General features: G+C 42.1%; 28 protein-coding genes. 10 read left to right on the top strand and 18 right to left on the bottom strand.

What is annotated here, in order from left to right:
• Positions 1-90 precede the first annotated feature (90 nt).
• From recG to PMAL9190_RS13900, 6 genes are all read right to left on the bottom strand, one after another.
• Positions 91-2,172: an ATP-dependent DNA helicase RecG gene (gene recG / locus PMAL9190_RS13925; RefSeq protein ID WP_087845717.1), complete on the bottom strand. Its 2,082-nt coding sequence runs from the start codon at positions 2,170-2,172 to the stop codon at positions 91-93.
• 2 nt (positions 2,173-2,174) lie between these two features.
• On the bottom strand, positions 2,175-2,903 hold the full coding sequence (trmH, locus tag PMAL9190_RS13920) for a tRNA (guanosine(18)-2'-O)-methyltransferase TrmH (RefSeq protein WP_087845798.1): 729 nt from the start codon (positions 2,901-2,903) through the stop codon (positions 2,175-2,177).
• A 125-nt stretch (positions 2,904-3,028) separates the two neighbouring features.
• Positions 3,029-5,131 carry a bifunctional GTP diphosphokinase/guanosine-3',5'-bis pyrophosphate 3'-pyrophosphohydrolase gene (spoT, locus tag PMAL9190_RS13915; protein WP_087845716.1) on the bottom strand — a complete coding sequence of 701 codons (2,103 nt, stop codon included), beginning with the start codon at positions 5,129-5,131 and terminating at the stop codon, positions 3,029-3,031.
• Between the two features lie 15 nt (positions 5,132-5,146).
• Positions 5,147-5,425 (bottom strand): DNA-directed RNA polymerase subunit omega, encoded by a 279-nt coding sequence (gene rpoZ, locus PMAL9190_RS13910; RefSeq protein WP_036789323.1) that lies wholly within the window; start codon positions 5,423-5,425, stop codon positions 5,147-5,149.
• 51 nt (positions 5,426-5,476) lie between these two features.
• Positions 5,477-6,103: a guanylate kinase gene (gene gmk / locus PMAL9190_RS13905; RefSeq protein ID WP_087845715.1), complete on the bottom strand. Its 627-nt coding sequence runs from the start codon at positions 6,101-6,103 to the stop codon at positions 5,477-5,479.
• A gap of 210 nt (positions 6,104-6,313) precedes the next feature.
• Positions 6,314-7,177, bottom strand: a complete 864-nt coding sequence (locus tag PMAL9190_RS13900; RefSeq protein ID WP_065169263.1) for a YicC/YloC family endoribonuclease — start codon at positions 7,175-7,177, stop codon at positions 6,314-6,316.
• Positions 7,178-7,434: 257 nt separating this feature from the next.
• Between PMAL9190_RS13900 and rph the strand changes: the two genes are divergently transcribed.
• Together rph and pyrE are read left to right on the top strand one after the other, a co-directional pair.
• Positions 7,435-8,151: a ribonuclease PH gene (gene rph / locus PMAL9190_RS13895; RefSeq protein WP_036789329.1), complete on the top strand. Its 717-nt coding sequence runs from the start codon at positions 7,435-7,437 to the stop codon at positions 8,149-8,151.
• A gap of 159 nt (positions 8,152-8,310) precedes the next feature.
• Positions 8,311-8,952, top strand: coding sequence for an orotate phosphoribosyltransferase (pyrE, locus tag PMAL9190_RS13890; RefSeq protein ID WP_087845714.1), 642 nt, complete (start codon positions 8,311-8,313; stop codon positions 8,950-8,952).
• A 98-nt stretch (positions 8,953-9,050) separates the two neighbouring features.
• On the opposite strand, the gene slmA is transcribed toward pyrE, so the two are convergent.
• The 3 genes from slmA to coaBC form a co-directional block, all read right to left on the bottom strand.
• The gene (gene slmA, locus PMAL9190_RS13885; protein WP_065169265.1) at positions 9,051-9,641 is read right to left on the bottom strand and encodes a nucleoid occlusion factor SlmA; all 591 of its coding nucleotides are present in this window, start codon (positions 9,639-9,641) and stop codon (positions 9,051-9,053) included.
• A 233-nt stretch (positions 9,642-9,874) separates the two neighbouring features.
• Complete coding sequence (gene dut, locus PMAL9190_RS13880) at positions 9,875-10,333, bottom strand: dUTP diphosphatase (RefSeq protein ID WP_065169266.1); 459 nt, start codon at positions 10,331-10,333, stop codon at positions 9,875-9,877.
• A gap of 9 nt (positions 10,334-10,342) precedes the next feature.
• Positions 10,343-11,557: a bifunctional phosphopantothenoylcysteine decarboxylase/phosphopantothenate--cysteine ligase CoaBC gene (gene coaBC, locus PMAL9190_RS13875; protein ID WP_087845713.1), complete on the bottom strand. Its 1,215-nt coding sequence runs from the start codon at positions 11,555-11,557 to the stop codon at positions 10,343-10,345.
• Positions 11,558-11,793: 236 nt separating this feature from the next.
• On the opposite strand from coaBC, the gene radC reads away from it, so the two are divergent.
• The 6 genes from radC (at position 11,794) to PMAL9190_RS13845 (ending at position 15,763) form a co-directional block, all read left to right on the top strand.
• Entirely contained in the window at positions 11,794-12,468 is a 675-nt protein-coding gene (gene radC / locus PMAL9190_RS13870; RefSeq protein WP_087845712.1) for a RadC family protein, read from the top strand.
• Positions 12,469-12,639: 171 nt separating this feature from the next.
• Positions 12,640-12,876 carry a 50S ribosomal protein L28 gene (gene rpmB / locus PMAL9190_RS13865; RefSeq protein WP_045039707.1) on the top strand — a complete coding sequence of 79 codons (237 nt, stop codon included), beginning with the start codon at positions 12,640-12,642 and terminating at the stop codon, positions 12,874-12,876.
• Between the two features lie 13 nt (positions 12,877-12,889).
• Positions 12,890-13,057, top strand: coding sequence for a 50S ribosomal protein L33 (rpmG, locus tag PMAL9190_RS13860; RefSeq protein WP_005371942.1), 168 nt, complete (start codon positions 12,890-12,892; stop codon positions 13,055-13,057).
• Between the two features lie 244 nt (positions 13,058-13,301).
• Positions 13,302-13,823: a hypothetical protein gene (locus PMAL9190_RS13855; RefSeq protein WP_087845711.1), complete on the top strand. Its 522-nt coding sequence runs from the start codon at positions 13,302-13,304 to the stop codon at positions 13,821-13,823.
• Complete coding sequence (gene mutM, locus PMAL9190_RS13850; protein WP_087845710.1) at positions 13,816-14,625, top strand: bifunctional DNA-formamidopyrimidine glycosylase/DNA-(apurinic or apyrimidinic site) lyase; 810 nt, start codon at positions 13,816-13,818, stop codon at positions 14,623-14,625. Before PMAL9190_RS13855 ends, mutM begins: the two co-directional genes overlap by 8 nt.
• 133 nt (positions 14,626-14,758) lie before the next feature.
• Positions 14,759-15,763 (top strand): NAD-dependent epimerase, encoded by a 1,005-nt coding sequence (locus tag PMAL9190_RS13845; protein WP_087845709.1) that lies wholly within the window; start codon positions 14,759-14,761, stop codon positions 15,761-15,763.
• A gap of 48 nt (positions 15,764-15,811) precedes the next feature.
• On the opposite strand, the gene coaD is transcribed toward PMAL9190_RS13845, so the two are convergent.
• Genes coaD through PMAL9190_RS13830 form a run of 3 tightly spaced genes read right to left on the bottom strand, consistent with a single transcriptional unit; the run spans position 15,812 to position 18,150 of the window.
• A complete protein-coding gene (gene coaD / locus PMAL9190_RS13840; protein ID WP_087845708.1) occupies positions 15,812-16,297 on the bottom strand; it encodes a pantetheine-phosphate adenylyltransferase in 486 nt (161 codons plus the stop codon).
• Between the two features lie 6 nt (positions 16,298-16,303).
• Entirely contained in the window at positions 16,304-17,080 is a 777-nt protein-coding gene (locus PMAL9190_RS13835; protein WP_087845707.1) for a glycosyltransferase family 2 protein, read from the bottom strand.
• Between the two features lie 17 nt (positions 17,081-17,097).
• On the bottom strand, positions 17,098-18,150 hold the full coding sequence (locus PMAL9190_RS13830; protein WP_087845706.1) for a glycosyltransferase family 9 protein: 1,053 nt from the start codon (positions 18,148-18,150) through the stop codon (positions 17,098-17,100).
• 89 nt (positions 18,151-18,239) lie between these two features.
• On the opposite strand from PMAL9190_RS13830, the gene PMAL9190_RS13825 reads away from it, so the two are divergent.
• A complete protein-coding gene (locus PMAL9190_RS13825) occupies positions 18,240-18,968 on the top strand; it encodes a 3-deoxy-D-manno-octulosonic acid kinase (RefSeq protein WP_087845797.1) in 729 nt (242 codons plus the stop codon).
• Here the strand turns inward: PMAL9190_RS13825 and waaA are convergent.
• From waaA to PMAL9190_RS13800, 5 genes are read right to left on the bottom strand one after another with little or no spacing between them, the layout of a single operon-like run.
• On the bottom strand, positions 18,965-20,245 hold the full coding sequence (waaA, locus tag PMAL9190_RS13820; protein WP_087845705.1) for a lipid IV(A) 3-deoxy-D-manno-octulosonic acid transferase: 1,281 nt from the start codon (positions 20,243-20,245) through the stop codon (positions 18,965-18,967). The two genes, PMAL9190_RS13825 and waaA, sit on opposite strands and share 4 nt — an antisense overlap.
• Complete coding sequence (gene waaF, locus PMAL9190_RS13815) at positions 20,239-21,273, bottom strand: lipopolysaccharide heptosyltransferase II (protein WP_087845704.1); 1,035 nt, start codon at positions 21,271-21,273, stop codon at positions 20,239-20,241. Before waaF ends, waaA begins: the two co-directional genes overlap by 7 nt.
• A gap of 51 nt (positions 21,274-21,324) precedes the next feature.
• Positions 21,325-22,044, bottom strand: a complete 720-nt coding sequence (locus PMAL9190_RS13810) for a glycosyltransferase family 2 protein (RefSeq protein ID WP_087845703.1) — start codon at positions 22,042-22,044, stop codon at positions 21,325-21,327.
• Positions 22,041-23,627 carry a capsular biosynthesis protein gene (locus PMAL9190_RS13805; protein ID WP_087845702.1) on the bottom strand — a complete coding sequence of 529 codons (1,587 nt, stop codon included), beginning with the start codon at positions 23,625-23,627 and terminating at the stop codon, positions 22,041-22,043. The genes PMAL9190_RS13810 and PMAL9190_RS13805 overlap by 4 nt, the downstream gene beginning before the upstream one ends.
• A complete protein-coding gene (locus PMAL9190_RS13800; RefSeq protein ID WP_087845701.1) occupies positions 23,618-24,001 on the bottom strand; it encodes an HAD hydrolase family protein in 384 nt (127 codons plus the stop codon). The genes PMAL9190_RS13805 and PMAL9190_RS13800 overlap by 10 nt, the downstream gene beginning before the upstream one ends.
• A 244-nt stretch (positions 24,002-24,245) precedes the next feature.
• On the opposite strand from PMAL9190_RS13800, the gene PMAL9190_RS13795 reads away from it, so the two are divergent.
• Positions 24,246-25,268 carry a WavE lipopolysaccharide synthesis family protein gene (locus PMAL9190_RS13795; protein ID WP_087845700.1) on the top strand — a complete coding sequence of 341 codons (1,023 nt, stop codon included), beginning with the start codon at positions 24,246-24,248 and terminating at the stop codon, positions 25,266-25,268.
• Between the two features lie 47 nt (positions 25,269-25,315).
• Here PMAL9190_RS13795 and PMAL9190_RS13790 read toward each other — a convergent pair whose 3' ends face one another.
• Positions 25,316-26,407 (bottom strand): glycosyltransferase family 4 protein, encoded by a 1,092-nt coding sequence (locus PMAL9190_RS13790; RefSeq protein ID WP_087845699.1) that lies wholly within the window; start codon positions 26,405-26,407, stop codon positions 25,316-25,318.
• Positions 26,408-26,466 lie beyond the last annotated feature (59 nt).

The following is a 26,466-nucleotide window of genomic DNA, read 5'->3' as shown; positions in this document are numbered from 1 at the left end:
GTGGGTGATGTGATTAATTAATAACGACTGACGAAGGGTAAACTACGCGGTTATTAGCATTAGGCAACAATAACCGCGATAGCATAGATGCTAGGCGTTAGAATAATTTTCACGTTGGCCTATCCAGCGCTCGATAATCGCTGCAGCATTATCAGGATATTGGTCGTGAATATAACGTGCGAGTTTTTGTACTTGAGGAATTAAGTATTGATCGCGAATTAAATCAGCCACTTTAAAATCAGCAATACCCGTTTGTTTCGTGCCCAGTAATTCACCAGGGCCTCTAATTTCAAGATCGCGCTGCGCAATCACAAACCCATCACTACTTTCTCGTAACACTGCTAAGCGTTTTTGAGCCGTTTTGGTCAGCGGCGCATGGTAAAGCAACACACAATGACTGGCGATTTGGCCGCGACCGACTCGACCGCGTAATTGGTGTAATTGCGCTAATCCAAGCCGTTCTGGGTTTTCAATCACCATTAAACTGGCATTGGGAACATCAACGCCAACTTCGATAACGGTAGTGGCGACTAATAAATCAATCTCACCTGCTTTAAAACTTGCCATAATTGCTTGTTTTTCTTTGGGCTTCATTCGACCGTGAACTAAACCAACCTTGAGATCGGGTAATAGGCGAGTAAGTTCATCGGCGGTATCTGATGCCGCTTGCGCTTCTAATACTTCAGATTCATCAATCAAGGTGCAAACCCAATACGCTTGACGGCCTTCTTGCTGACATGCGGCGCGAATACGCTCAATAATTTGTGGGCGACGGCTATCAGGCAACGCAACGGTTTGAATTGGCGTTCGACCTGGTGGTAACTCATCGATCACCGAGGTATCCATATCGGCATAAGCTGTCATCGCAAGGGTACGTGGAATTGGGGTGGCCGTCATCACTAATTGGTGCGGGTAACAACCGTTTGTCGCCCCTTTTTCTCGTAGATCTAACCGCTGATGGACACCAAAACGGTGTTGTTCATCGATAATAATTAGCGCAAGGTTCTGAAATACTACTTGGTCTTGAAATAAAGCATGAGTACCAACCACCATTTTGGCGTCACCATTGGCAATGCGAACTAATTCTTTTTCTCGCGCTTTACCTTTGAGTTTGCCTGCCATCCAACCGACTTCAATCCCCATTGGGTTGAGCCACTGTGCAAAGTTGTGCGCATGTTGCTCAGCTAATAATTCGGTAGGTGCCATTAATGCAACTTGATAACCGTGCTCAATGGCGCGTAAAGCAGCCAGCGCGGCCACTAGTGTTTTTCCCGATCCAACATCCCCTTGTACTAGGCGCATCATTGGCTGCGGTTGTGCAAGATCGGTCTCTATATCAGCCACAACCCGTTGCTGCGCGCCTGTTGGTGTGAACGGTAGACTGGCAAGTAGTTGTTGCTTGAGAGTGTCTTGTGGCGCTAAGGACCAACTTTGATGCTGTTGCCCTTTACTGCGCAGTGCCAACATTGATAAATTTTGGGCTAATAATTCTTCTAAAATTAACCGTTTTTGGGCTGGATGTTTGCCAGCATCAAATTGTTCTAACGAAATATCAGCCGTGGGACGATGCATCAATTGTAACGCTTGAGCGAGGGTCATTTGTTGATCATAAAGACCCGTCGGGAGTAACTCGGTAACTGCTGACTTTGCAAGTAAAGCGAGCGCTTGATCGGTTAAATTACGCAATGTTGCTTGGCGTAAACCATCAGTGGTTGGGTATACCGGCGTTAACGTTTCCTCAACACTCAGCGCTGTCGGTTCAGAAAAAAGGCGGTAATCGGGATGAATGATTTCCAGCCCAAACTGACTCCCTTTAATTTCGCCGTAGGCTTTTACTTGCTTGCCTTGGCTAAAGCTGTTTTTCATCGCGGCATTAAAATTAAAAAACTTTAACGTCACCGAGCCTGTGGTATCACCAATTTTTACCGTTAGCATTTTGCGTTTGCCAAATTGAATGCTGCAATGGCTAACTTCACCTTGAACCGTTAAAAACTGACCGGGCGCAACCCGATTAATTGGCCAAATGCGGGTACGATCCTCATAACGAAGTGGCAAGTGAAACAGCACATCTTGAACGTTATTAAGCCCAATTTTGTGGAGTTTTTCTGCCATTTTGGCGCCAACACCAGTGAGTTCAGTGAGGGCGATAGTGTTGAGGAGTTGTCCGCTCATGGTTAGTCCTTGTTAGTTACGCTAGTTGCGACAGGGCGTTTGACCTTTTTGGCTTGCATCGCTGCCCACCATTGCTCGTCGGCAACAATCTGGCCTTGATCATCTAATTGCGGGTACGGTAGATTTTTCTGTTTAGCAACATTGGCTAATACCGGATGTCCACGTTCAAATAGAATACGATTTACCACACTAGCATCAAGTAAAGTGGTCGTGCGATCATACATGCCTGCATTTTGACGTTGACGTTGTGCTTCGTAGAGAATGAGTGCACTGGCGACAGAAACATTGAGAGATTGCACCATACCGACCATGGGAATAATAATATCTTGATCAGCCATCGCTAATGCTTCAGCAGTGATACCATTTTTTTCACCACCGAGAATAATCGCGGTTGGTTTGGTGTAATCGACCTCACGAAAATCAACCGCAGAGGCGGATAAGTTGGTCGCAAGGACTTGCATGCCTTGTGCTTTAAGGGTGCTGATAGCCTCAACCATGGTGTCATGGGTTTCAAGCTCGACCCAGTTACGAGCGCCAGCTGAAGTATGACTCAGTACTTTCATGGCCTCTTTTGGCCACACCGCGTGCACTTTATGAACCCCAACCGCATCAGCAGTACGAATAATAGCAGAGACATTATTGGGCTTGTGGACCTCTTCCATGCATACAGTGAGGTCGGGTTGGCGAGTAGCTAATACTTGATGGATACGTTGAAAGCGATCAGGAGTCATACGGTTTAAGCCATTGGTAATAATAACAATGACACCATAATAATATGGATTGATTGCCAAATACACAAAACGCCCATGAGTGGGCGTTTTATTCATAGTATTAACAGCAGATTAAATGGCTGCGGTTAATTTTTTTGGCGAGCAACCCGCACCACATCTGGCATGATACGAATACGACGCATGATATTGGCCAAATGAACACGGCTCTTAGTCGTCAAACGAACAGTGATCGTATACAGACGGCCGTCTTTTTCTTCGGTCGCTAAACCTTGAATATTAGAGCCTGTTGCTGCAATCGTGTTGGTTAAATCTGCCAGTGCACCTTGGTGATTTTGCATATCGACTTTGAGGTTAGTGACAAACTCTTGCTCAAAATCTTCGCTCCATTCAACTGCCATGTATTTATCGGGCTCTTTACGGTAACCACGAATATTGGCACATTCTTCACGGTGAATAACCAAGCCTTTACCAGGACTGACATGAGCAACAATCGGATCACCATGGATTGGATGACAACAGTTGGCAAACGTCAGCAAAATACCGTCAGCACCTTGAATTGGTAAGCGGCGATCACTGTTTTTGGCTGTGAGTTCATCAGCATTACCTAATAATCGGCGTGCAATAACCACACTCATTAGCTCACCTAAACCGATTTCCGTTAATAAATCATCAACGGTTTCAAGTTTTAGATCGGCTAATACTTTGGTAATGTTTTCAGCTGCAATTGTCTGCATGTTGACACCACCTAAGGCATGATTAAGTAGTCGACGCCCAAGGGTAATCGACTCATCACGGCGCATGGTTTTTAATACTTGGCGTACTTTCGTGCGTGCACGTGAAGTAACAACATAGTTAAGCCATGCTGCATTAGGTCGCGCACCTGGCGCGCAGATAATGTCGATGGTTTGACCGTTTTTCAGCGGCTTACTTAATGGGTAAGGCTGACGATCGACGCGAGAGCCGACACAAGTATTACCGATATCGGTATGCACAGCATAGGCAAAATCAACAGCAGTAGCGCCTACAGGTAACTCGACAATGCGGCCTTTAGGGGTAAAAACGTAAATTTCATCAGGGAAAAGATCTGATTTTACATTTTCGATAAACTCAAATGAGCTTCCCGCACTTTGTTGAAGTTCTAGTAGGCTTTGCATCCAACGTTGGGCTTTAACTTGGGCAGTGGTACCAGGGTTTTCACCGTCTTTGTAAGTCCAATGCGCAGCCACACCCTTATCCGCCATCTGATCCATGTCTTCAGTGCGAATTTGAACTTCAACCGGTACCCCGTGAGGGCCAACCAGTGAAGTATGTAGCGATTGATAGCCATTGGCTTTTGGAATCGCAATATAGTCTTTCATGCGGCTTGGGCGGGGTTTATACAGGTTATGTACCTGACCCAAAACGCGGTAGCAAGTATCAAGATCATTAACTAAGACGCGGAAGGCGTAGATATCCATGATCGAATGGAAGCGCTGTTCTTTATTCTTCATCTTGTTATAGATGGAGTATAAGTTCTTTTCGCGACCAGATACTTCTGCTGCTATTCCCGCATCATTAAGGCGACCCTCAATTTCTGCGTGAATTTTATTAATCATTTCTTTACGGTTGCCACGGGCTGCTGCGACGACTTGTTTTAGGACGCGGTAGCGGTTGGGGTATAACGCTTCAAAGCCAAGCTCTTCAAGTTCAGATTTGATGTTATGAATACCAAGACGGTGGGCAAGCGGAGAGAATATTTCAAGGGTTTCACGAGCAATGCGGCGGCGTTTATCAGGACGTAGTGCCCCTAACGTACGCATATTGTGAGTACGATCAGCAAGTTTGATCAGAATAACGCGAATATCGTGCGCCATTGCCATGATCATTTTACGGAAGTTTTCAGCTTGCGCTTCTTTGCGATCGCGGAATTTGAGTTTATCGAGTTTAGAGACGCCATCAACCAATTCGGCAACAGTATCGCCAAAGCGGCAGGCTAAATCCTCTTTAGTGACCTCGGTATCTTCAATCACATCATGCAGCAGGGCTGCCATCAGAGTTTCAATATCGAGACGCATTTCCGCCAGAATACGGGCAACCGCAACTGGATGGATAATATAAGGTTCGCCGGTTGAACGAGTTTGGCCTTCATGGGCGTCGCGAGCAACAAGATAAGCCTGTCGAAGCACCTCAATTTGAGACTTCGACAGGTACTTGGTTGCGACTTCTTTCAGGCTATCAAAAAGATACAATGCCTGGTTTCCTGATTAACGGTGATGGTCGCCAGCAATCGCACTAACAGCTGCTAATTCAGCTGCTTCTTGCTCTTGCAGTTCCTGACGCTCGCGAGCATCAAGGATATCTTTAGTAATTAGGCCTTCTTCGATTTCACGAAGTGCAATTACTGTGTATTTGTCGTTTTCTTCAGGAACCAATGGATCCTTACCGCCGGTTTGCATTTGACGTGCGCGGCGAGCAGCAATTTGGATCAGATCGAAACGGTTGCCAATTTTATCAACAGCGTCTTGAACGGTTACGCGTGCCATGGAGGACTCCAGTGGTTATTAAATTAGGAATAGAAAATTGTACAAAATAACTTACTGATCTGCTAGTAGTGCAGTCAACATGCTTCTATATTTAGCAGTTTGCTTGTCTTGCTTCAATCGTTCTGCACGAATAATTGCTTTAAAGTCAATTAATGCGACATCGAAATCGTCATTAACGATTACATAATCGTATTCGTCATAGTGTGAGATCTCTGAACGTGCTTCTTCCATACGACGAGCAATAACAGCTTCACTGTCTTGACCTCGAGTATTAAGTCGACGCTCCAATTCCTCTTTTGACGGAGGTAGGATAAACAAGCTTTTGGCGGCTGGCATCAGTTTACGAATTTGACGCGCACCTTGCCAATCGATATCTAAAAAGACATCAATACCTTTATTCAATTGCTGTTCAATCCAAGGACGAGAAGTACCATAGTAATTGCCAAATACTTCGGCATGCTCAAGGAATGCACCTTGTTCTACCAAGTCAGTAAATTCTTCTACGCTAACGAAATTGTAATGAACGCCGTTTTCCTCGCCCGGGCGCATGCCACGAGTCGTATGGGACACGGATACTTTCATGTCATAGGTCGGGTTAGTTTCAAGAAGGGCATTAATCAAACTTGATTTACCAGCACCACTCGGGGCCGACACGATGTATAGAGTACCTTTGCTCATTGCCTATTTTCACTCAGTGATAGAAGGGCGCGAAGATTATCACGATCTGCGCATAATTGAAATTAGCTGATTGCTTGAAAATTCATCTTTTTTACGAAGTCAATATAACTTAAGCCTAGCTGGCTTTATTGAGATTTCATAATCAGACTCGTTTTTCAAACTACTTTCCAAGCTCAATAGCCTAGCTTGGAAAGTATGAGTAGCGATTAATTACTCTATGTTCTGAATCTGTTCACGCATTTGCTCGATCAATACTTTTAGTTCAACCGCAGATGCTGTGACGTCAGTATTAATTGATTTTGATGCCAATGTGTTTGATTCACGGTTAAATTCTTGCATCATAAAATCAAGACGGCGACCACATGCGCCACCTTTAGCGAGAATTTTGTTGGTTTCTTTTACGTGTGAATCTAGGCGATCAAGCTCTTCGGCAACATCACTTTTTTGCGCCAGCATGATCAGCTCTTGCTCTAGACGGTTACTGTCTAGATCAACTTTAGCTTCATCAAGACGCGACATAATACGCTCACGTTGCCATACCATAATTTGTGGCATTAAAGCGCGTACTTTGATCGCTTCTGTTGAAATTGCAGCTAAACGTTGGTCGATCAACTGCTTCATGTTGTCGCCTTCGCTAGCACGTGCCGCAATAAAATCATCCATAGCAAGCTCAAAGCCCGCCAGTAGATCTTTATTTATCACGTCTAAATCTTGTTCGGGTGCTTCCATCACGCCTGGCCAGTTAAGCACTTGGAATGGACCAATATTACCTTCACCAGCTGTTTCTGTTACCCAACGCGCCGCATGAATGACTTGTTTGGCTAAGGCTTCATTGATGGTGAGTTCGGTATTGGCCGCGGTGTTAGCTTCGTAACGAAGATTACATTCAACTTTACCGCGTGCTAGACGTTTACGAAAACGCTCGCGCAATACCGGCTCAAGGCTACGGAATTGTTCAGGCATACGAATGTAAGTTTCAAGATAACGTTGGTTTACTGAGCGGATTTCCCACACAGCGGTGCCCCAGTCGCCTTTTATTTCGCGACGAGCATAAGCAGTCATACTATGGATCATTGGCTTGTGGCCCTTTGGTTATGATGGTCGCGACGGCTAAACTTAGCGTATTGTACGGTAAGTCTGATCTTTTAATTACAGTTGAGGTGCGTCGTAACCGAGTTTTTTTATTATATGCGAGATCACAGGTTGTGGGCTACTGCTGTAAATGCAAAACAAGGTTGAATCTATCATTTAAGCGATGCTTTTCTCGTGCACTGGGATTGAGATGTCGCTATAATCGCCGGTTAATATCATCCAGCCAAAGGGAAATCCCGATGCGTCCAAGCGGAAGAAGTGCCACTCAGGTACGTCCAATCACTATTACTCGTAACTACACAGCCCATGCTGAAGGTTCAGTATTGGTTGAATTTGGCAACACCAAAGTAATTTGTACTGCCAGTGTTGAAGAAAATGTGCCGCGTTGGCTTAAAGGTAAAGGCCAAGGTTGGGTGACTGCTGAATACGGTATGTTGCCACGTGCAACCCATACCCGTAACCGTCGTGAAGCGGCTAGTGGTAAGCAAGGCGGCCGTACTATGGAAATTCAACGTCTGATTGCGCGTAGTTTACGTGCTGCGGTTGATTTGAAAGTGCTTGGTGAGCAAATGATCACCGTTGATTGTGATGTGATTCAAGCAGATGGTGGTACACGTACTGCCTCTATCACCGGCGCAATGGTGGCATTAGTTGATGCAATCAATTATATGCTTGAAAAAGGCATGATCAAGAAAAGCCCCCTAAAAGGCATGGTTGCTGCAGTGTCGGTTGGTATCTATAAAGGCGAGCCAATTTGTGATCTTGAGTATCTTGAAGATTCCGCCGCTGAAACCGACATGAATGTGGTGATGACCGAAGACGGCAAGATGATTGAGATTCAAGGTACTGCTGAGGGTGAGGCGTTTAGCCATGAAGAGTTGCTGGCAATGCTAGCACTGGCCAAAGACGGCATCACCGATATTATTTCGATGCAGAAACAAGCCTTAGAAAACTAATTGTTAGCGGTTCCTATTGGAGCCGCTTTTTTTTATCTGAAATTTATTGGTTAGAGGAATAATCATTGATTTCAGCGGCAACAGTTTTACCACTGAGATGGGTAAAGGTTGCTTCTATCTTCAACATTGTAAAACACGAAAGTCGTTTAAGGAGCCACAATGAAAGCATATCAGCGTCAGTTCATCGAATTTGCCCTAGAAAAAGGCGTATTAAAGTTTGGTGAGTTTACTCTGAAGTCGGGTCGTAAAAGTCCGTATTTCTTTAACGCGGGATTATTTAATACTGGTCGTGATCTTGCGCGTCTAGGCCGCTTTTATGCTGCAGCATTGGTTGATGCTAAGATTGAGTTTGATGTGTTATTTGGCCCTGCATACAAAGGGATTCCGATTGCGACCACTACCGCTGTGGCATTGGCTGATCATCATGATATTGATATGCCATACTGCTTTAACCGTAAAGAAGCCAAAAATCATGGCGAAGGTGGCAATTTAGTTGGTAGTGAACTTGAAGGCCGCATTATGTTGGTTGATGATGTGATCACAGCAGGGACTGCGATTCGTGAATCAATGCAAATCATTAAAGCCAATGGCGCTGATTTAGCGGGCGTATTAGTAGCGATTGATCGTCAAGAAAAAGGTCAGGGCGAATTATCTGCGATTCAAGAAGTCGAGCGTGATTTTGGTTGTGCGGTGATTTCAATTGTCTCCCTTGGCGATGTGGTGACGTATTTAAGCGAGCAAGCGGGCATGGAGCAGCATCTAGCCGCTGTTACTGCGTACCGAACTCAATACGGTGTGTAATTAGCTTCAATGACTGTCGAATAATAAAAAAGCGAGGCTCGATTGAGGCTCGCTTTTTTTATGCCGCTGTTGATAAGTTAAATCAATGCTGAGTTTGATTAACCTAATTGACCGCTTAGTAGCTGCCAGTAATCATCAAAGTTTTCAGTTGGCTTATATTTAAAACTTGAACGAACATAACGACTTAAACTACCTTCGACTTGACCAAGTAACTGAGCGGCTAAAATGGATTCATCAATAGGGAAGCCTTTGCCTTCACGTAATTTACGTTCTTTAAGAATTTGACGTAATTGTGATTCAATGCGTTCAAATAACTGATTAATGCGTGACTGTAAGCGATCTTGTTCAAACATCAATGCGTGACCGGTCATAATACGGCTCAAACCGGGATTACGCTCACCAAACATCAAGATCAGTTGTAGCACCATACGCAGGCGGGTAAGGGTATCTTTTTCATCGTCAAGAATACGGTTAATACGAGTGGTAATTGAATCTTCGATAAATTCAATCAGGCCTTCAAACATCCGTGCTTTACTTGGGAAGTGGCGATAGAGTGCAGCTTCCGAGACCCCAACATTAGCCGCCAGCATTTTGGTGGTAATACGTTGGCTTCCTTGATTTGATTCCAACATATGAGCAAGACACTGAAGTATCTCTTCGCGGCGATTGCTTTTTTTGGTGCCAGCCATGAATTATCGTTCCTTTGCAAAATGAGACTGTCCATGGACAGCATGAAACCCGCTTATCTTAGCGATGCCATTGCGTCGTGAAAAGCGCTGGATGATAAATGTATGCAGTTTATCAGTAAAAAAAGCGCAACCTTCAATAGTTGCGCTTTGTGTTTGATCGTTATCGGTTATTTTAGCATCAAAATAAATTCATGCGTTAAAAGCATAACTGATATTTATTGATAACAATAAACTTATTGACGGCCTGAGTGGCCAAAACCACCTTCACCACGAAGACTTGCATCGTCAAAATCAGTCACAATATTAAATTGTGCTTGTACCACAGGCACAAAAACTAATTGCGCAATACGATCTCCTGGCTCGATTGTGAAGGTTGTGTCACCACGGTTCCAGACAGATACCATCAGTTGGCCTTGATAATCTGAATCGATTAAACCTACAAGGTTACCTAGCACAATGCCATGCTTATGACCCAAACCTGAGCGTGGCAAAATCGTTGCAGCTAGATTTGAATCACCAATATGAATCGCTAAGCCTGTCGGCACCAGGTGAGTTTCCCCAGGTGCCACGGTTAATGCTTGATCAAGACACGCACGTAAATCAAGCCCTGCAGAACCTGTGGTTGCATAAGCGGGTAATGGAAACTCGGTTCCAACACGAGGGTCAAGAATTTTAAGATCGATAGTGTTCATAATAATGCTCTAGTGCGTGGCGTGTTGATAAAGGGCTACAATTTCAGTTACTAATTGTTGTCCAAGGTCAGATTTAGTGGTTAATGGTAAAGCTTTATCACCATTAGGCCAGTATAAATGGAGTGCGTTGGTGTCGCTATTAAAGCCTTGTCCTTGTACTGAAACGTCATTGGCACAAATAAGATCAAGCTTCTTGGTGGCGAGTTTACCACGCGCATAGTGCTCGACATTCTGAGTTTCAGCGGCAAAGCCAACGGTAAATGGACGCTGATCAGTGAGCGCAGCAATAGCAGCAACGATATCAGGATTTTTCACCAGTTGAATGGTCATTGTTTCATTGTCTGGTTGCTTTTTCATTTTTTGTTCAGCAACCTGCGCAGGGCGGAAATCAGCCACTGCGGCACAGGCGATAAATATCTCATTTTTTACCGCGTAAGCTAACGCAGCTTGCTGCATGTCGATAGCGCTACTGACATCAACTCGTGTTACCCCTACTGGCGTAGTTAGGTTGACTGGACCACTGATTAAGGTCACATTAGCACCACGTTTAGCCGCTGCAGCAGCAATGGCAAAGCCCATTTTACCTGAACTGTAATTACTTAAATAACGTACAGGATCTATCGCTTCACGAGTAGGGCCTGCGGTAATGACGATATTTAATCCTGCTAGATCAGGCTGTTGAAAAAAATCCTCACAATGATGTACTAGCTGCATTGGCTCAAGCATTCGTCCTGGCCCTACATCACCACAAGCTTGTTCACCACTCGCTGGTCCCCATAACCTAAACCCACGACGCTGAAGCGTAAGTAGATTCTCTTGAGTCGCAATGTTGCGGTACATCTGCTGGTTCATTGCAGGTGCAACAGCGATAGGGGCATCGGTTGCTAAACAAAGTGTCGACAGTAAATCATTACCCATGCCAGCACTGATGCGAGCAATTAAGTCAGCTGTTGCTGGCGCGAGTAAAACCAGATCTGCCCATTTAGCGAGTTCAATATGACCCATTGATGCTTCGGCAGAAGGGTCTAATAAGCTACTTGAAACAGGATTTCCCGATACCGCTTGCATGGTTAGTGGTGTAATGAATTCTTGTGCTGCGGTGGTCATTACAACTTGAACTTGTGCGCCGCGTTCAATTAACCGACGTGTAAGCTCTGCACATTTGTAGGCAGCGATACCGCCGCTAATGCCGAGAAGGATTTTTTTTCCTGCCAGTGTTTGCATGGTTTTGCCTGTGTCTAGAAGCCAATAAATTTTGCTGACACGATAGCATCAAATCTATCAACGATCATCGCTTGCAATGAGTGTTAGTTTTTTTATCAGTGATCGGGTCGAGGTTTTAGGATTGTAAATCGACATATTAGCCCTAAAAATTGTCGCTGATTTCAAAAAACGCGACAGGGTAGGTTGTTTAAAAAGTGATGGCTGTTTTGCTAGTGGTATACCAACAAGGAGACAGTATGTCGCTTAAGCAATTGCCATTAGCATCGCGTCCGCGAGAAAAATTATTATCTCATGGCAGTGAGTCGCTCACAGATGCTGAATTATTAGCCATTTTTTTACGTACGGGCATCAAAGGAATGAATGCGTTGGAATTGGCGACGTATTTATTGCAAGAATTTGGATCATTACGTGCTTTGCTGGCTGCAGATAAAGAAACTTTTTGTGGGGTTAAAGGCTTGGGGCCAGCAAAATTTGCTCTTTTGCAGGCCGTTTTAGCGATGGGGGAACGATATTTAGAAGAAATTTTAAAAAAAGATAACGCGCTCACAAATCCACAAAATACTCGCCAATATTTAGTCAAAAAATTACGCCATAAACAGCGCGAAGCCTTTTATATCCTATTCCTAGACAATCAGCACCGAGTGATCACTGGAGAGGTATTATTTGAAGGAACACTTGATTGTGCGAGCGTCTATCCGCGTGAAGTTGTAAAAAGATCGTTAGAACTTAATGCAGCGGCGTTAATTTTAGCGCATAATCATCCATCAGGCGTTGCTGAACCTAGTCAGGCTGACCATCGAATAACCCGCAAGATCAGCGATTCGCTGGCTTTAGTCGATATTCGTGTTCTGGATCATTTTGTTGTCGGTGAGGGAGATGTTATTTCCTTTGCTGAGCGTGGTTGGCTATAAAATAGACAATTTTCGACAAAAAAAGTGAGAAAGGATCTGCTCGGGACTTGAGCAACTGGTTTTGACTTAGTATAATGCGCGACCTTTGATAGCTGTGGTTATATGTAAAATTGAATTTTACATTAAATTTCCATGGTAGATATCGAGCGAAACGATTTGGAGAAGACAGTAATGTCCCGAGTATGCCAAGTAACTGGTAAGCGTCCTGTAACGGGTAACAACCGTTCACACGCACGTAATGCCACCAAGCGTCGTTTTCTGCCGAACCTGCAAACTCATCGTTTCTGGGTAGAAAGCGAAAAACGCTTCGTTAAACTACGTCTTACTGCTAAAGGTATGCGTATCATTGATAAGAAAGGTATTGATACCGTTCTTGCAGAGATGCGTGTCCGCGGCGAGAACGTTTAGAGGAATTTGAACAATGGCTAAAGGCATTCGTGAGAAGATCCGTCTAGTATCATCAGCTGGTACAGGCCACTTCTACACTACCGACAAGAACAAGCGCAACATGCCAGGCAAATTTGAGATCAAGAAATTTGATCCAGTAGTTCGCCAGCACGTGCTTTACAAAGAAGCTAAAATCAAGTAATTGGTTTTTAAATCTTTGATAAAAACCCAGCCTAGCTGGGTTTTTTTATACTTAAAATTCAGTATGCTTTCCCTGCTTTCCCTGCTTTCCCTGCTTTCCCTGCTTTCCCTGCTTTCCCTGCTTTCCCTGCTTTCCCTGCTTTCCCTGTATACTCCATTAGACACTGACATAATTGGCTATTGCTGCTGCGAGTAGCAATGTTATCTTAGTCTGTATTGATAATTGCGCATAGGAGCGCCTGAGAATGCGTTTAACGCGACGGGGATGGAATAACGTTATCATCATTGGGGTTTTAGCTTTTATCGCTGTCATACAGCTTCCAGAGCTTATTCGTGCACGTTTCACGCCAACAGAGATGAATACGTCATCGGTGGTGATACCATTATTTGCTCAGAATCGTATTATTCAACGGTTAGTGTTACCAACCATGACTTTTCAGCAGTCAGCGATGGGGTGGAAGAGTCAGCCTGTGGTGACGTTCGATATCGCAGCTGTTATTGCTCGGTGGCAAACCTTAAAGGGGACCAAAATTAGCCAACAGCAGTTATCAGTATTAAAAAAACAATTGTTGTTGCCGCATACTGTTGAAGCATGGTTTGTCGGTCTGTCGCAACCTCAGCGGATCACTGCTTATCAATTATCGCATTTTTGGTTGCTAAACACTGGCACTGGCGAGTGGTTAGCGGTAACAGTGGCGGGTGATTTTTTATTTCCACCATTATCGTCAAAATTATCATTATTATCGGAGCAAGTGAAAAATGCCTGAATTACCTGAAGTTGAAGTGACTCGCATGGGAATAACTCCGCATGTTGTTGGGCAAACGGTAACCCAAATTATTATTCGTAATTCAAGATTGCGCTGGCCAATTCCTGATGCGATAAAACAGATTGAAGGGCAGGTAATTCACAAGGTTGTTCGACGCGCCAAATATTTATTATTAGAAACCGATATCGGCTATGCGATTGTTCATCTTGGTATGTCAGGCAGTTTGCGTATTTTAACAGCGGGATCAGTGGCTGAAAAACATGATCACGTCGATCTGGTGTTGGGGAGTGGTGAGATCCTGCGTTATAACGATCCTCGTCGCTTTGGTGCATGGCTATGGCAGCCGATAGGGGAACAACATCCGGTATTAGATAAAATGGGCCCAGAACCATTGAGTGAGGATTTTAATGGCGATTATTTAGTTGCTAAGGCACAAGCAAAGCGTAAAGCGATTAAATTACTGATCATGGATAATCATGTTGTGGTTGGCGTCGGTAATATTTATGCCAATGAATCATTATTTGCGGCAGGAATTGATCCACAGTGTCCTGCAGGTAAAGTCTCATCTCAAAAGTTACATTTGCTGGTCAATGAAATAAAAACGGTATTAAACAAAGCCATTGCTCAAGGCGGAACAACGCTAAAAGACTTTAAAAATGCTGACGGTAAACCAGGTTATTTTGCGCAAGAATTACAGGTTTATGGTAAAGGAGGTCAGCCTTGTCCACGTTGTGGTGAGCTTTTAACTGAGATAAAGCTCGGTCAACGAGCCACGGTTTTTTGTGATAAGTGTCAGCACTGAGTTAGTTATTTATTCGATTTTAATTAAGCATAGGTTCATTTTTTTTGAGCAGTAATCCTTATCAATCTTGCTATCATAACTACCAATGTTATAAAAAATAAAGCGTGTTTTAAAACACATTAAAGGCTAGAAAATGAAGTATTTAGTAACTGGAGTAGCCGGTTTTATTGGTAGTGCAGTGACAGAACGTTTATGTGCTCAAGGCCACCAGGTGGTTGGTATCGATAACCTTAATGATTATTATGAGGTTGCGTTAAAGCACGCCCGCTTAGACCGTATCAAGCATGATAATTTTAGCTTTATTGAAATGGATCTTGCTGATCGTGAAGCGATTGCTAAGCTATTTGCGGACCAAAAATTTAATCGAGTTATCCATCTAGCAGGTCAAGCAGGTGTCCGTTATTCAATAGATAATCCAATGGCTTATGGTGATAGTAACTTAATTGGCTATTTGACTATTCTTGAAGGTTGCCGCCATAACAAGGTTGAGCACCTTGTTTATGCTTCATCAAGTTCTGTATATGGCTTAAATCAAAAGATGCCATTTGATACCGCAGATAGCGTTGATCATCCGGTATCATTGTATGCAGCCGCTAAAAAAGCCAATGAACTGATGGCGCATAGCTACTCACACCTTTACGGCATTCCGACGACAGGCTTACGTTTCTTTACTGTTTATGGCCCATGGGGTCGTCCTGATATGGCATTGTTTAAATTTACTAATGCAATTATGGAAGGTAAAGAAATTGATATTTATAACAATGGTGATATGAGTCGAGATTTCACTTATATCGATGATATTGTTGAAGGTGTTATTCGAATTCAGGATGTGATTCCACAACCGAACCCTGAGTGGACTGTAGAAGCAGGCTCACCAGCGACGAGCTCTGCGCCATACCGTATTTATAATATTGGTCATGGTAGCCCAGTTAAATTAATGGATTATGTTGAAGCACTTGAAGAATCACTCGGTGTTGAGGCGAAGAAAAACTTTATGCCAATGCAACCGGGTGATGTTTACATGACGTATGCTGATACCGATGATTTATTTGCAGCGACAGGCTACAAGCCTGAAGTGAAAGTTAAAGAGGGCGTACAAGCCTTTGTTGATTGGTATCGCGAATACTACAACAAATAAGCCATGATGATTGAGTAGAAAAGGGAGCCGATGTGCTCCCTTTTTTGTTTATATTTGAGTAAATTTAGCCAATAAGGCTTGAGTGATGATTGGATCAACAAATTGACTCACATCTCCTTTATGGAGCGCGACTTCTTTGACGATGGTTGAAGAAATAAAAGAGTTCTCTTCTGCTGGTGTTAAAAATACCGTTTCCAGTTCAGGCATCAAACGTCGGTTCATATTGGCGAGTTGAAATTCATATTCAAAATCAGACACCGCACGTAACCCTCGCACTAAAATATTGGCGCGGTGCTCTTGGGCAAAATTGACCAATAATCCAGAAAAACCAACAATCTCAACATTAGGCAAATGTGCTGTGATTTGTTGGGCAAGGTCAACCCGCTCTTCTAATGTGAATAATGGTTTTTTGGTTGGATTAAATGCTACACCAACAATGACATGATCAAACATGGCCGCAGCACGCTCAATAAGATCAAGGTGGCCGTTAGTGATTGGATCAAAGGTACCGGGATAGATAACACGTGTTGTCATAATGGGTTACTTATTTTGTTTAAGATAAAGGCCAATATATTTATTAAGTACATATTGCGCATTAATACAGGCAATAATAAAACCATGCTTACCATCGAGGAAGCCGCGTTTGATAAAATAGGTCCGTATAAAACTAAAAACAGCATGTCCAATAGCTGATGCGATAGAGGTTTTTTTGCCTTGTATGTGCTTTTCTTTGGCCCATAGTTCAGCATATTTTGATTGTTTTTTTTGAAATTCAAAGAAATCATCAAAGGTATAATGCTCTAAGTCACCTGCGATCTTTATCACTTGGCATCCTGAAGGAATGATCACCGATTCATGTACCTGAACATCATTATAGTGAGTTTCTTGAGGGCGATATAAACGTACAATCCAATCAGGGTGCCAGCCAGCGTGGCGAATAAACTTTCCAAATGCAGTACTTAGGCGGTTAACGCTATAAACCACATTATGTTGATTGGCTTGGAGTGCATTTTGAATGGATTGTTTTAGCTCTGGCGTTATGCGTTCATCAGCATCAAGCCATAACACATAATCACTGTTGACATACTGCTGAGCAAGTTGACGTTGTTTACCAAATCCAGGCCACTGCGCATTGACATAAAATTTGTCAGTATAGCAACGAGCAATAGCTTTTGTTTCATCTGTGCTGCCAGAATCTAGAATAACTATTTCGTCGACCCAGTCTTTCACCGTATCTAGACATGCAGCAAGATGCTTGGCTTCATTTTTAACAATTAATGCAACACCAAGTGTCGGTTTTTCTGTTGATATGCTCATGTGGCTTCCTTTGCAGCTTATGACATTGGTGATGATAACGATAGAATGAGATCAAGTTTTTCTTTGACCATCGCCACACTAATTTGCGGCATGATATCACTGCCTTTGACGCGTGCTCCCCATGGTAATTCACTCAATGGTTTGCCGTAATGTTGTTCCGCCACTTGCTGATACACACTAACAGTGTATGGCTGCGATAAATACGGCCCAGTACGCGCTGGGTTACTATGGCCATAGAGGCCAATTACTGGCGTGCTTTGGGTCGTTGCTAAGTGAGCAGGACCTGAGTCTGGTGCAAGCACAACAGTTGCTGCACGTAATAACGCCGTTAGCTGTAACAGGGTTGTTTTACCAATCAAATTAGTGATTGGTGCTTGGCTGTGGCTGATAATTTGTTGACCCAATTGTTGCTCACGTTCACTTGGTGAGCCGCAGAGTATAACGGCCAAGCCTTTAGTTGCGGCATAATCTGCAATGGCGGCATAGCGTTCAGGGAGCCAGTTACGTTCATCTTTACTGGCTGCAGGTGATATTACCAGTGTCGGCTGATTAATATATTGTGCAGCAATGCTATTATCTGCCGTCGTCAGTGGAATATTCCATTCTGGAGTCGTAAAGGGCACACCAATAAAACGTGCAAAATCAGCCATATTATCGAGAACATGTATACTGTTAGTGTTGGGTAAGTGCTGATTAGTAACCAACCACTGTCCTTCTTTGGTTCTATTTTTACTAAACCCAACGCGATACTTAGCTTTAATACCTAAAGATAGTACACTTGCACGTAAGGCAACTTGCATATCGAGTAGTGCATCAAAGTGGTGTGATTTCAGTTGTTGCCAAACCTGTTTAATGCCATTCCAGCCAGCTTTTTTATCAAAACTGATCACCTTAATATTAGGTAATGCATTGATTAACTGTGCTTCAACATTACCAGCAACCCAAGTGATTTCAGTCGTTGGCCACTGGCGTTGAATGGCTTGAACAACAGCAATCGCATGGCATACGTCACCAATAGCAGATAAACGTAAGATACAAATTGAACGTGGTGGCGTTGAGAACAGAGCCATGAGATTACCTTATTAAAAGTGGTTGGTGAATTATGCCGCCAGCCATTGAAATTGTAAAATATTCAACAATAAATGCGAGAGAGGCTGTAGTGCAGGAAATTATCAGTAACAACCAGGCCATTTGGTTTGATAGCGATTATCTAAGTGCAGATCCGCATGGTTGCTTTGATATTGAGTATTGGCGTCAGCGTGATGCAGTTATTGGTTCAGCCGCAGGGCGTGGCACAACATGGTTTGTTGCCGATGAGAAACTGGAAATGGCATTGCGGCATTATCACCGTGGTGGGCTGTTTGCTAAAGTGAACAATGATAGCTATTGGTTTACTGATTGGCATAACACTCGCAGTGGGGCTGAGTTAGCGCTATTAAAATTATTACGTGATGGTGGGGTTAATGTACCACGTCCTGTTGCCGCGCGTGCAGTTAAAAAAGGTCTGACATATAAAGCGGATATATTGGTAGAGAAGATTGCCAATAGTCGTGATTTAGTGGCATTACTACAAACCCAAACGGTCGCGGCAACAGTATGGCGTGATATTGGTGAAATGATTGGTAAGATGCATGATTTACAAGTGTGCCACACCGATTTGAATGCCCATAATATTTTATTAGATGCTAGTCAGCGTCCATGGCTGATTGATTTTGATAAATGTGATTGTCGCGACGGTGATGATTGGAAAGTCGACAATTTGGCACGTTTAAAGCGCTCTTTTCTCAAAGAAGTCGATAAACGTGCGATTAAATGGTGTGAAGATGATTGGATTGCTTTGTGTGATGGTTATGCACACAAAAGTCAGCTTCGAATTACGATAGGTTAATCATCTGCTAAATAGTGACTAATGCTTGCGATAGTTTTATTCACCGCACCTTGGTTTTCAATCACTATTCTTTGGCCCTGTATACCCATATGTTGTTGGCGTTGAGGGTCATTAAATAATGCTATCAATTGTTGCGCTAATTGGTGACTATTATGACAGATTTCAATTGCACCAGCGGCTAATAATTGCTGGGTGATATCCTCAAAATTATAATAACTAGGGCCGGTAATGGCAGGCTTTGCCACCGCTGCTGGCTCTAATAGATTATGCCCACCTACTTTTTCACCCACTAAACTTCCTCCCATAAAAGTCACATCAGCAGCGGCCAGCATGACTAACATTTCTCCCATCGTATCTGCAAGATATAGCTGAGTGTTCGCATTGATTGGTGTGGCATCTGTGCGGCGATGGACTTGCAAGCCGCGATCTAGCGCGAGTTTAGCTACACTATCGAACCGTTGTGGGTGACGCGGCACAATAATGACCATCGCATTAGAATATTGTTGTTGTACGGCTTGATAGGCATCCAGTACTTGCTCGTCTTCTCCTTGATGAGTACTCGCTGCGACAAAAATAGGGCGCTCTATACCGAGTTGTTGGCGCAGTTGGCGTGCTTGCTCAAAAACAGTGTCAGCAATACTGAGATCATATTTGATTGAGCCCGTCACTGTTACCTGATGTTGTTGAGCACCAATAGCAATAAATCGTCGAGCATCATCATCATGTAAACATAGAATTCTATCTATTTTATTGATCAATTGATGAGTAAAAAAACTAAACGATTGGTAGCGCTTGGCTGAACGTTCCGATAAGCGGGCATTAACAATGATGGTTGGAATGTTTTGGTGGTGAACACAAGTTAAGGTATTGAGCCATAATTCTTTTTCGACGATAAGAAATAATCTTGGCTTTATCGCTTTTAAAAAGCCACGCACACACCACCCAAAATCAATTGGCATATAGCGATGTTCAACCCAATCACCTAATTTTGCTATTTGCTCAGCACCAGTGCTGGTGGTCGTGGTCACCACAATGGCTTGCTCAGGGTAGGCTTGTTTGAGTGCTTTAATAACCGGCACGATCGCAATCGCTTCACCGACTGACGCTGCATGAATCCAAATCGGTTGTTCTGCTTTGAGTAACGCTGGCGTAAAACCAAAATGCTCTTTCCAACGCGAACCAAAAGCCGGTTTTCCTGGTTTGGTACGGTAAAGCCCCCATAATAATATGGGAGCGATCAGGGTTAACAATAAGGTATATAAAGTTCGAATCATAATGTTTGTAAATGACTAATCGCATCGATGACTTGTTGTGGTGAAATTTCAGTCATGCACTTGTTGTGCCCTAAAGGACACTCACGTTTAAAGCACGGTCGACATTCAATATCTGTGTGTAATATGGCTTTTTTATCGGTGAGTGGCGGCGTGTAATTTGGTGTGGTTGGCCCATAAAGAGCAACGACATTGCATTGTACTGCTGCTGCAACATGCATTAATCCAGAGTCATTGCCGATAACCGTTGAGCATGATGCCAATAGATCGATAACATCTGTGAGTGATGTTTTACCCGCCAAGTTATGACAATACTGCTGGGCATTATTAGATAAAGATTTTTCAATTTGGTCGGTTAATGTTTTTTCATTATCTGAGCCAAATAATAGAATATTACAACCAGTCTCTATAAGCGTTTTAGCTACTGATGCATAATGATCAATTGGCCAGCATTTAGCTGAACCGTAAGCGGCTCCTGGGCAAAGTGCAATTGAGGTACGGCTTTGGTTAACGTTGAACTTTTCAAGTACTTGCTGTTGATTTTGAGTATCAATAGTCAGAGCAGGGAAAGGCATATCAGTTAGGCAACCAGAACCTGTCATCGCTGATGCTGGATGAGCCAAAGCAATATAACGTTCAATCATTAAATTAAATGATTTTTTATTGTTACGTAAATCATTAAGTAGCCCGTAACGCATTTCACCTTTCCAGCCGGTACGAGTTGGAATATTGGCGAAAAAAGGAATAAGCGCTGATTTGGCTGAATTGGGTAGAATATAAGCGTGATCATAGTTGTTATCACGTAATACCTTACCTAATTGGTAGCGAGCAAAAAAGTTAAAATCACCATGACCAATTGGCATTTCAATTGCTTTGTTGATCTCGGGCATACGTGCCAATACTGTTTTACACCAACCTGGTGCCATTACGTCAATGATACAATCTGGGTATTGTTTTTTTAATTCAATATATAAGCACTGCGACATCACCATGTCGCCAATCCAAGATGGACCGATGATTAAAATTTTAGTCATAAATAATTTACCGAGTTAGGATTCTCTGACCGAGTAATGAGGGTGGATTAATTACTGATTTAAAAAATCAAGATACTCTTGAGGCACACCACAAAAAATTACTTGTTGGCGATCTATTTGATGATAATGGATCTCTTTGCCTGCGCTGATTAGAATATTGTACAGTGGAGCGACATAAAGCTCGCCTTTTTCCCATTCAGTTATTGGCTTAGAAATATAATTATTATAGGCATAATGAAAATCATTAATATCTGCAAAATAATACAGCCCAGTACAGCAAAGATTTGATATCGGTCTTTTTTCTGCGGTTTCTATAACTTGTGTCGAGCCTACTTGTGCAGGTTTCGCAAATGACCAATTATCACCAGTACCCTCAAATACTTCTAAGTAACCATCGCCTAATAGTGTCAAATCCGGATAGCTAAAATGTGGGCGGAAGGTATCGATATTAAAAATAGTAATTGAACCTTGATAGCTAATATCAGCAAGGCCAAGGGCTACAGTTTCTGCCTGACCACGGGTGTCTTGAGTCAGAACTGTAATATGGAAATTTTTGATACCAAGAGCTGTAATACGAGCTTCAATAAATTGACGAGTGTGATAAACATCTCGAATAATAAACATAAATAACTCGGTATCAAATAAAGCCTCAAAACTTTTTACCGCATGATCAAATAAGCTTTGATTGTGAGCTTCTAACATATATTTAGGTTGAGTATAACCAGCGTTGAAAAAGCGTGAGCTTAACCCGGCCATTGGGATAACGATCATAATGTCTGTGCTACCATAAGTTGATGAAGGCGGAATGCATTTGCCATTAGTGCATCTTGACGACGAGGGTCATCGGCATGAAGAGGCAACATTGATAGGAATAATTGAATTTGCATCGCATACAAATTGACCGCTGAGAGGTTAAATTTATCATTCACTAACTCAATGAAAATTTGTTGATTTTCTTGGTGTTGTTCGAAACCTGCGATATCAAAGGTTATCCTATTATCACTAATGTCGACATGATAATAGCCCGCAATAATCCAGTCATATAAACCGAGAATAGAATGGCTTAATTTGGCTAAATCATAACGAATATCACCAAATAAAGTCATGGTGCCGTCAGGTGTCATTCCTCGAGGATCAATGGTTTTTATACGATTGGTTCTAAAGTCATATAAAATATTACTAAAACAAAAATCACCATGCATGATAGTCGCAACCGCAGCAGGGTTGGGGAGATATTGCTGGCTGTCGGTGACTAATTGTTGTAGTGAGATATGATATTGATTGTTATAACACCAAGTCGTTGTTAAAGAAAAATCACGATCTTGACAAAAATCATTGAGGCGTTGTGATGTTTTTTCACCAAAGAGTTGTGCCAGTGATGCTGCTGGTTGATCAATTGGCTGCAAATACTGCTGACACGTAGTTAAAAAAGATAAACTACTATTGATGATTTGGCGCCATATAACGGAAGGTAAATTGGCAAAAACGAATAGTTCATTCAGAGCTGTATGATGAAGATATTCAAGACGATAGCTGAAAATACCTTGTTCTTCATAATGACCCATATATTGAGGCGTATAATTACGCATCATTGGTGGTAAATGCTCAAACCAATTCGCTTCGGCCTGAATTTTCAAATCATTGATACTGCTTTTTTCACACCACTCAGGTGATATTTTTAATTGGTTAAAGGCACGTTGAGTCGTGAATTTCGCTTTAGAACGATAATAAGTGTTTACGTGGCCAAAATCGAGCCAGTTAGTTGTACGAACAGTCGTTAAACCTATCTGTTGGTTGTAGCGATTTAAGCCTTCAAGAAAATCCCAATGGCTTTGGGTTATACAGCGAATAAGTTGACGTGGTTGGCTGAAGTGAAAATAGCCACTGACAACATTATTTTTAGTATGGTCAAGATCGTTATTAATGTTTTGAATCCAATGATGTTTGTTATTTGTTACAGCAGACCAATTGTAACAATCTTCTACTTGAGAGACCGTTATTGAGTCTTCAATTGTAGGTAATGGCGAAATTAGAGTATCGCCAAATAATACTTCAAGATTTGCATCGATTGGCTTATCGATAAGATTTAATGCAATAACTAGCGAAGCTCCTAGCGATATATTATCCGGAATCGAGAGTACAGTAACCTTGTGTTGCTGAAGCCATTTAGCATCGATGTCTGGTAAATCATAAGACTCCGGTAGACTAAGATAAAGTGCTTTTCCCTTAGGCGCCGCAGCGATTTGATGTTGAAATAAGCGACGGTTTCCAAGTGGTAATAAACTTGGGGGTATATTGCCAAATTCAGATTTTAAATCCTGATCAACATAGGCTGCTGACATAATCAAGAACACTTTATTTTTTCCTTATCAAGTAAGCCTTTGATTTCTTTTGCTGAAAGTGAGGCAAATTCAGATGGGCGAATCGCACGATCGTCAATGTAGAAACCGTCATGGCCACACCAAGGCTTACCAACGATGATTTCATCATAAGGTACGCTATGTTTCTCGAGCCATTCTACAATAATTGGTAGGGTATGAACGTTTATTTTTCCGAGATTGCCTTCATAGGTACGCATATTTCGAGCGGTAAAAATAGTGATACTAAAGCCTTGTTGTTTATAGTCGATTAGCTTATTGATTACGTCTTTATTAGGGGAAACAAGTCGATAATCAGCTGTATCTGCTGTTGTTAATGTGCCATCTAAGTCAATAACTAATTTTTTCATGGTGTGCTAGGTTCCTTTTTTATAAGTATTATTTTATTTATTGTTAACTAGGCTACTAAAAGCATAATTTTAAATTTTTATTTTGTTATCATTTAGATAAGAGCTAATTATAATAACTAACGATAGTAATGTTAACTAGGAGACCTAATTGCTATCGGTTAAAATATCATTCGCTACAGTTCGAGATATTTAATAAGTAGCGATAAGTGTGGCTAATTGAAGAGTATCAAGCAATGGATTGGCAATGAAGAATAAACATAAGATAAGTACGAAAGATATTACTGTTGTAGTCCAAGGACCCGTTCAAACATTTAATGCTCGTGAGCAAGAGTTTGGAATAACACGAAAGTGCTTAGATTCAGTTCGCTATTTTTTACCGGGAGCGAAGATAATCTTATCTACTTGGCATAATCAAGATCTTACTGATTTAGATTATGATCAATTAGTATTGTGTGACGATCCGGGGAGCAATGTCCGCGCTTATAATGTAGATGGAACACCACAAACGTTTAATAATAATCGTCAAATTGTTTCAACCTTGAGTGGATTAGAGCAAGTGACAACGCCTTATGCGATGAAGTTACGTAGTGATAATTATTTGATTTCTGATGCATTTCTCCATTTACAGCAAGATTTCCCCAAACGATGTGAGCAAGACCGTTTTTTCCATGAAAAAGTTGTAGTAATTAATACCTTTACTCGACGTTACGCAAAAGGGGTTCCTGTTGTTTTTCATATGAGTGATTTTTTCTATTTTGGTCGAACGGATGATGTTATTGCTTGTTGGAATATACCCTTAATCGATGATTTTATTGTAACCAAAGACTGCCCTTATAACATTGGTTTCCCTGATTATTCAATCGATTGTACGCAGATGTTGTTTGTTCGAGCAATGAGGAAATTTGATTCGCAGTTTACTTTAAATGGGCTACTTGATAATAATCCAGAAAAGCAAATTTTTTCAGATCGTTGCTTTGCTAATAATTTTGTTATCGCAGAGCCACAGCAAGTAGGTGTAGGTTTATGTCGTAAATTTGCTGAAAAAGCGCGGGTATCGAGAACTAAAGGTAAGGTTGCGCATTGGCAATTTAAAGAGTGGCAGCAACTTTATAAAAAATATTGCGATCCTAGCTTTGTGATTCAATATTCTATGTGGGAGCGATGTAAATTATTTTTACAGCGTTGTTTATATGTCTTTCCTGCACGTATTGAAAACAAGCGTCGATTACAACAACGACAGAAAAAAGTGGCGTTTAATAATAAATGATCCTGCCAGTAATAATGACAGGATCATAATGGATTTTTCACCATAATTTATTGTTTTAATAAGCGTTCAAAAAATGCCAGATGTTGTTGTGCTGTATTTTCAACAGAAAGCGTAGTGGTTATATAGTGTTGAGCTTTTAAACCCATCTCTTTAGCTTCAGTACTGTGGGAGTACAGGTAATTAATTTTATCGGCAATGGCGTGAGCATTATTGGTATCAACCACAAAACCAGAAATACCGTCCTCAACGATTTCAGCATTACCTCCAGTGGTCGTAACAATTGAAGGTACGGCCATTGCCATCGCTTCAATGACTGTTTTGGGTAGACCTTCACCACTGACAGAAGGTTGAATTTGTACATTAGCTGCTGCCATTAATTCGGGTACATCAGTGCGGTAGCCAAGAAAGTGAATGTTATTTGGATAAGGTGTTTGTTGGGCTAGTTGTTGATTGGCAGTGGTATCAATACCGCGTCCAGCCAGTAATAAATGAATATTGGGCTCTTTTACTAGATATTGCATTGCTTCTAATAGTACATGTACACCTTTGCTGGGACGTGCGTTAGCAACACAAATAATCACGAAGTCATTGGCAGTAATATTTAAAGAGCTTAAATCGGCTGCTTGAGTTTGGTACCAGGACAAATTATGACCTTTGTGAATCGCAACAACATTCTTTTTATTTGACCACACCTGCTTAGCGACATCCTCTCGCACCTTATTTGCTACACATGAGATACCATTCACACGAGGATGAAGGTGAGTTAAATACGCGCTGGGATCATGACGATATAAACCGCCAACGGTACCTCGGTAAGTAACGAGTTTTGTGGCAGGAAAACCGATACAAGCAAAGGCAGCATTTGGAATCGTCCGTGAATTGGTTGCATAAACGATATCGTATTGGTTTTGTTTAAGTTCATGGCGAAGCCGTTTAATAGTGTTGCAGCATATTTTTTTTGTCGGGTATCCATCAATGACTTTAATGCCTTGTTCGTGAAAACGAGCCACATAATCAGCATTACCTTGAGTCACAACCGTTACTTTGTGGCCTTGTTGTGCCATCGCAATGATCATCTCAGCTTCAGGCCTAACGCTGTTCCATGCATCCATGTATGAACTGAATACCATTATTTTCATTGTATATCTCAATATTTAGCAAGAAGAAGTTAATAAGCGCTTGTAGACATTTTTATAGG

The sequence above is a fragment of the Photobacterium malacitanum genome (genome assembly GCF_900185615.1).
Taxonomy (GTDB): domain Bacteria; phylum Pseudomonadota; class Gammaproteobacteria; order Enterobacterales; family Vibrionaceae; genus Photobacterium; species Photobacterium malacitanum.
Note: the sequence above shows the minus strand (reverse complement) of the source record. Positions and strands in the feature narration are given on the sequence as shown.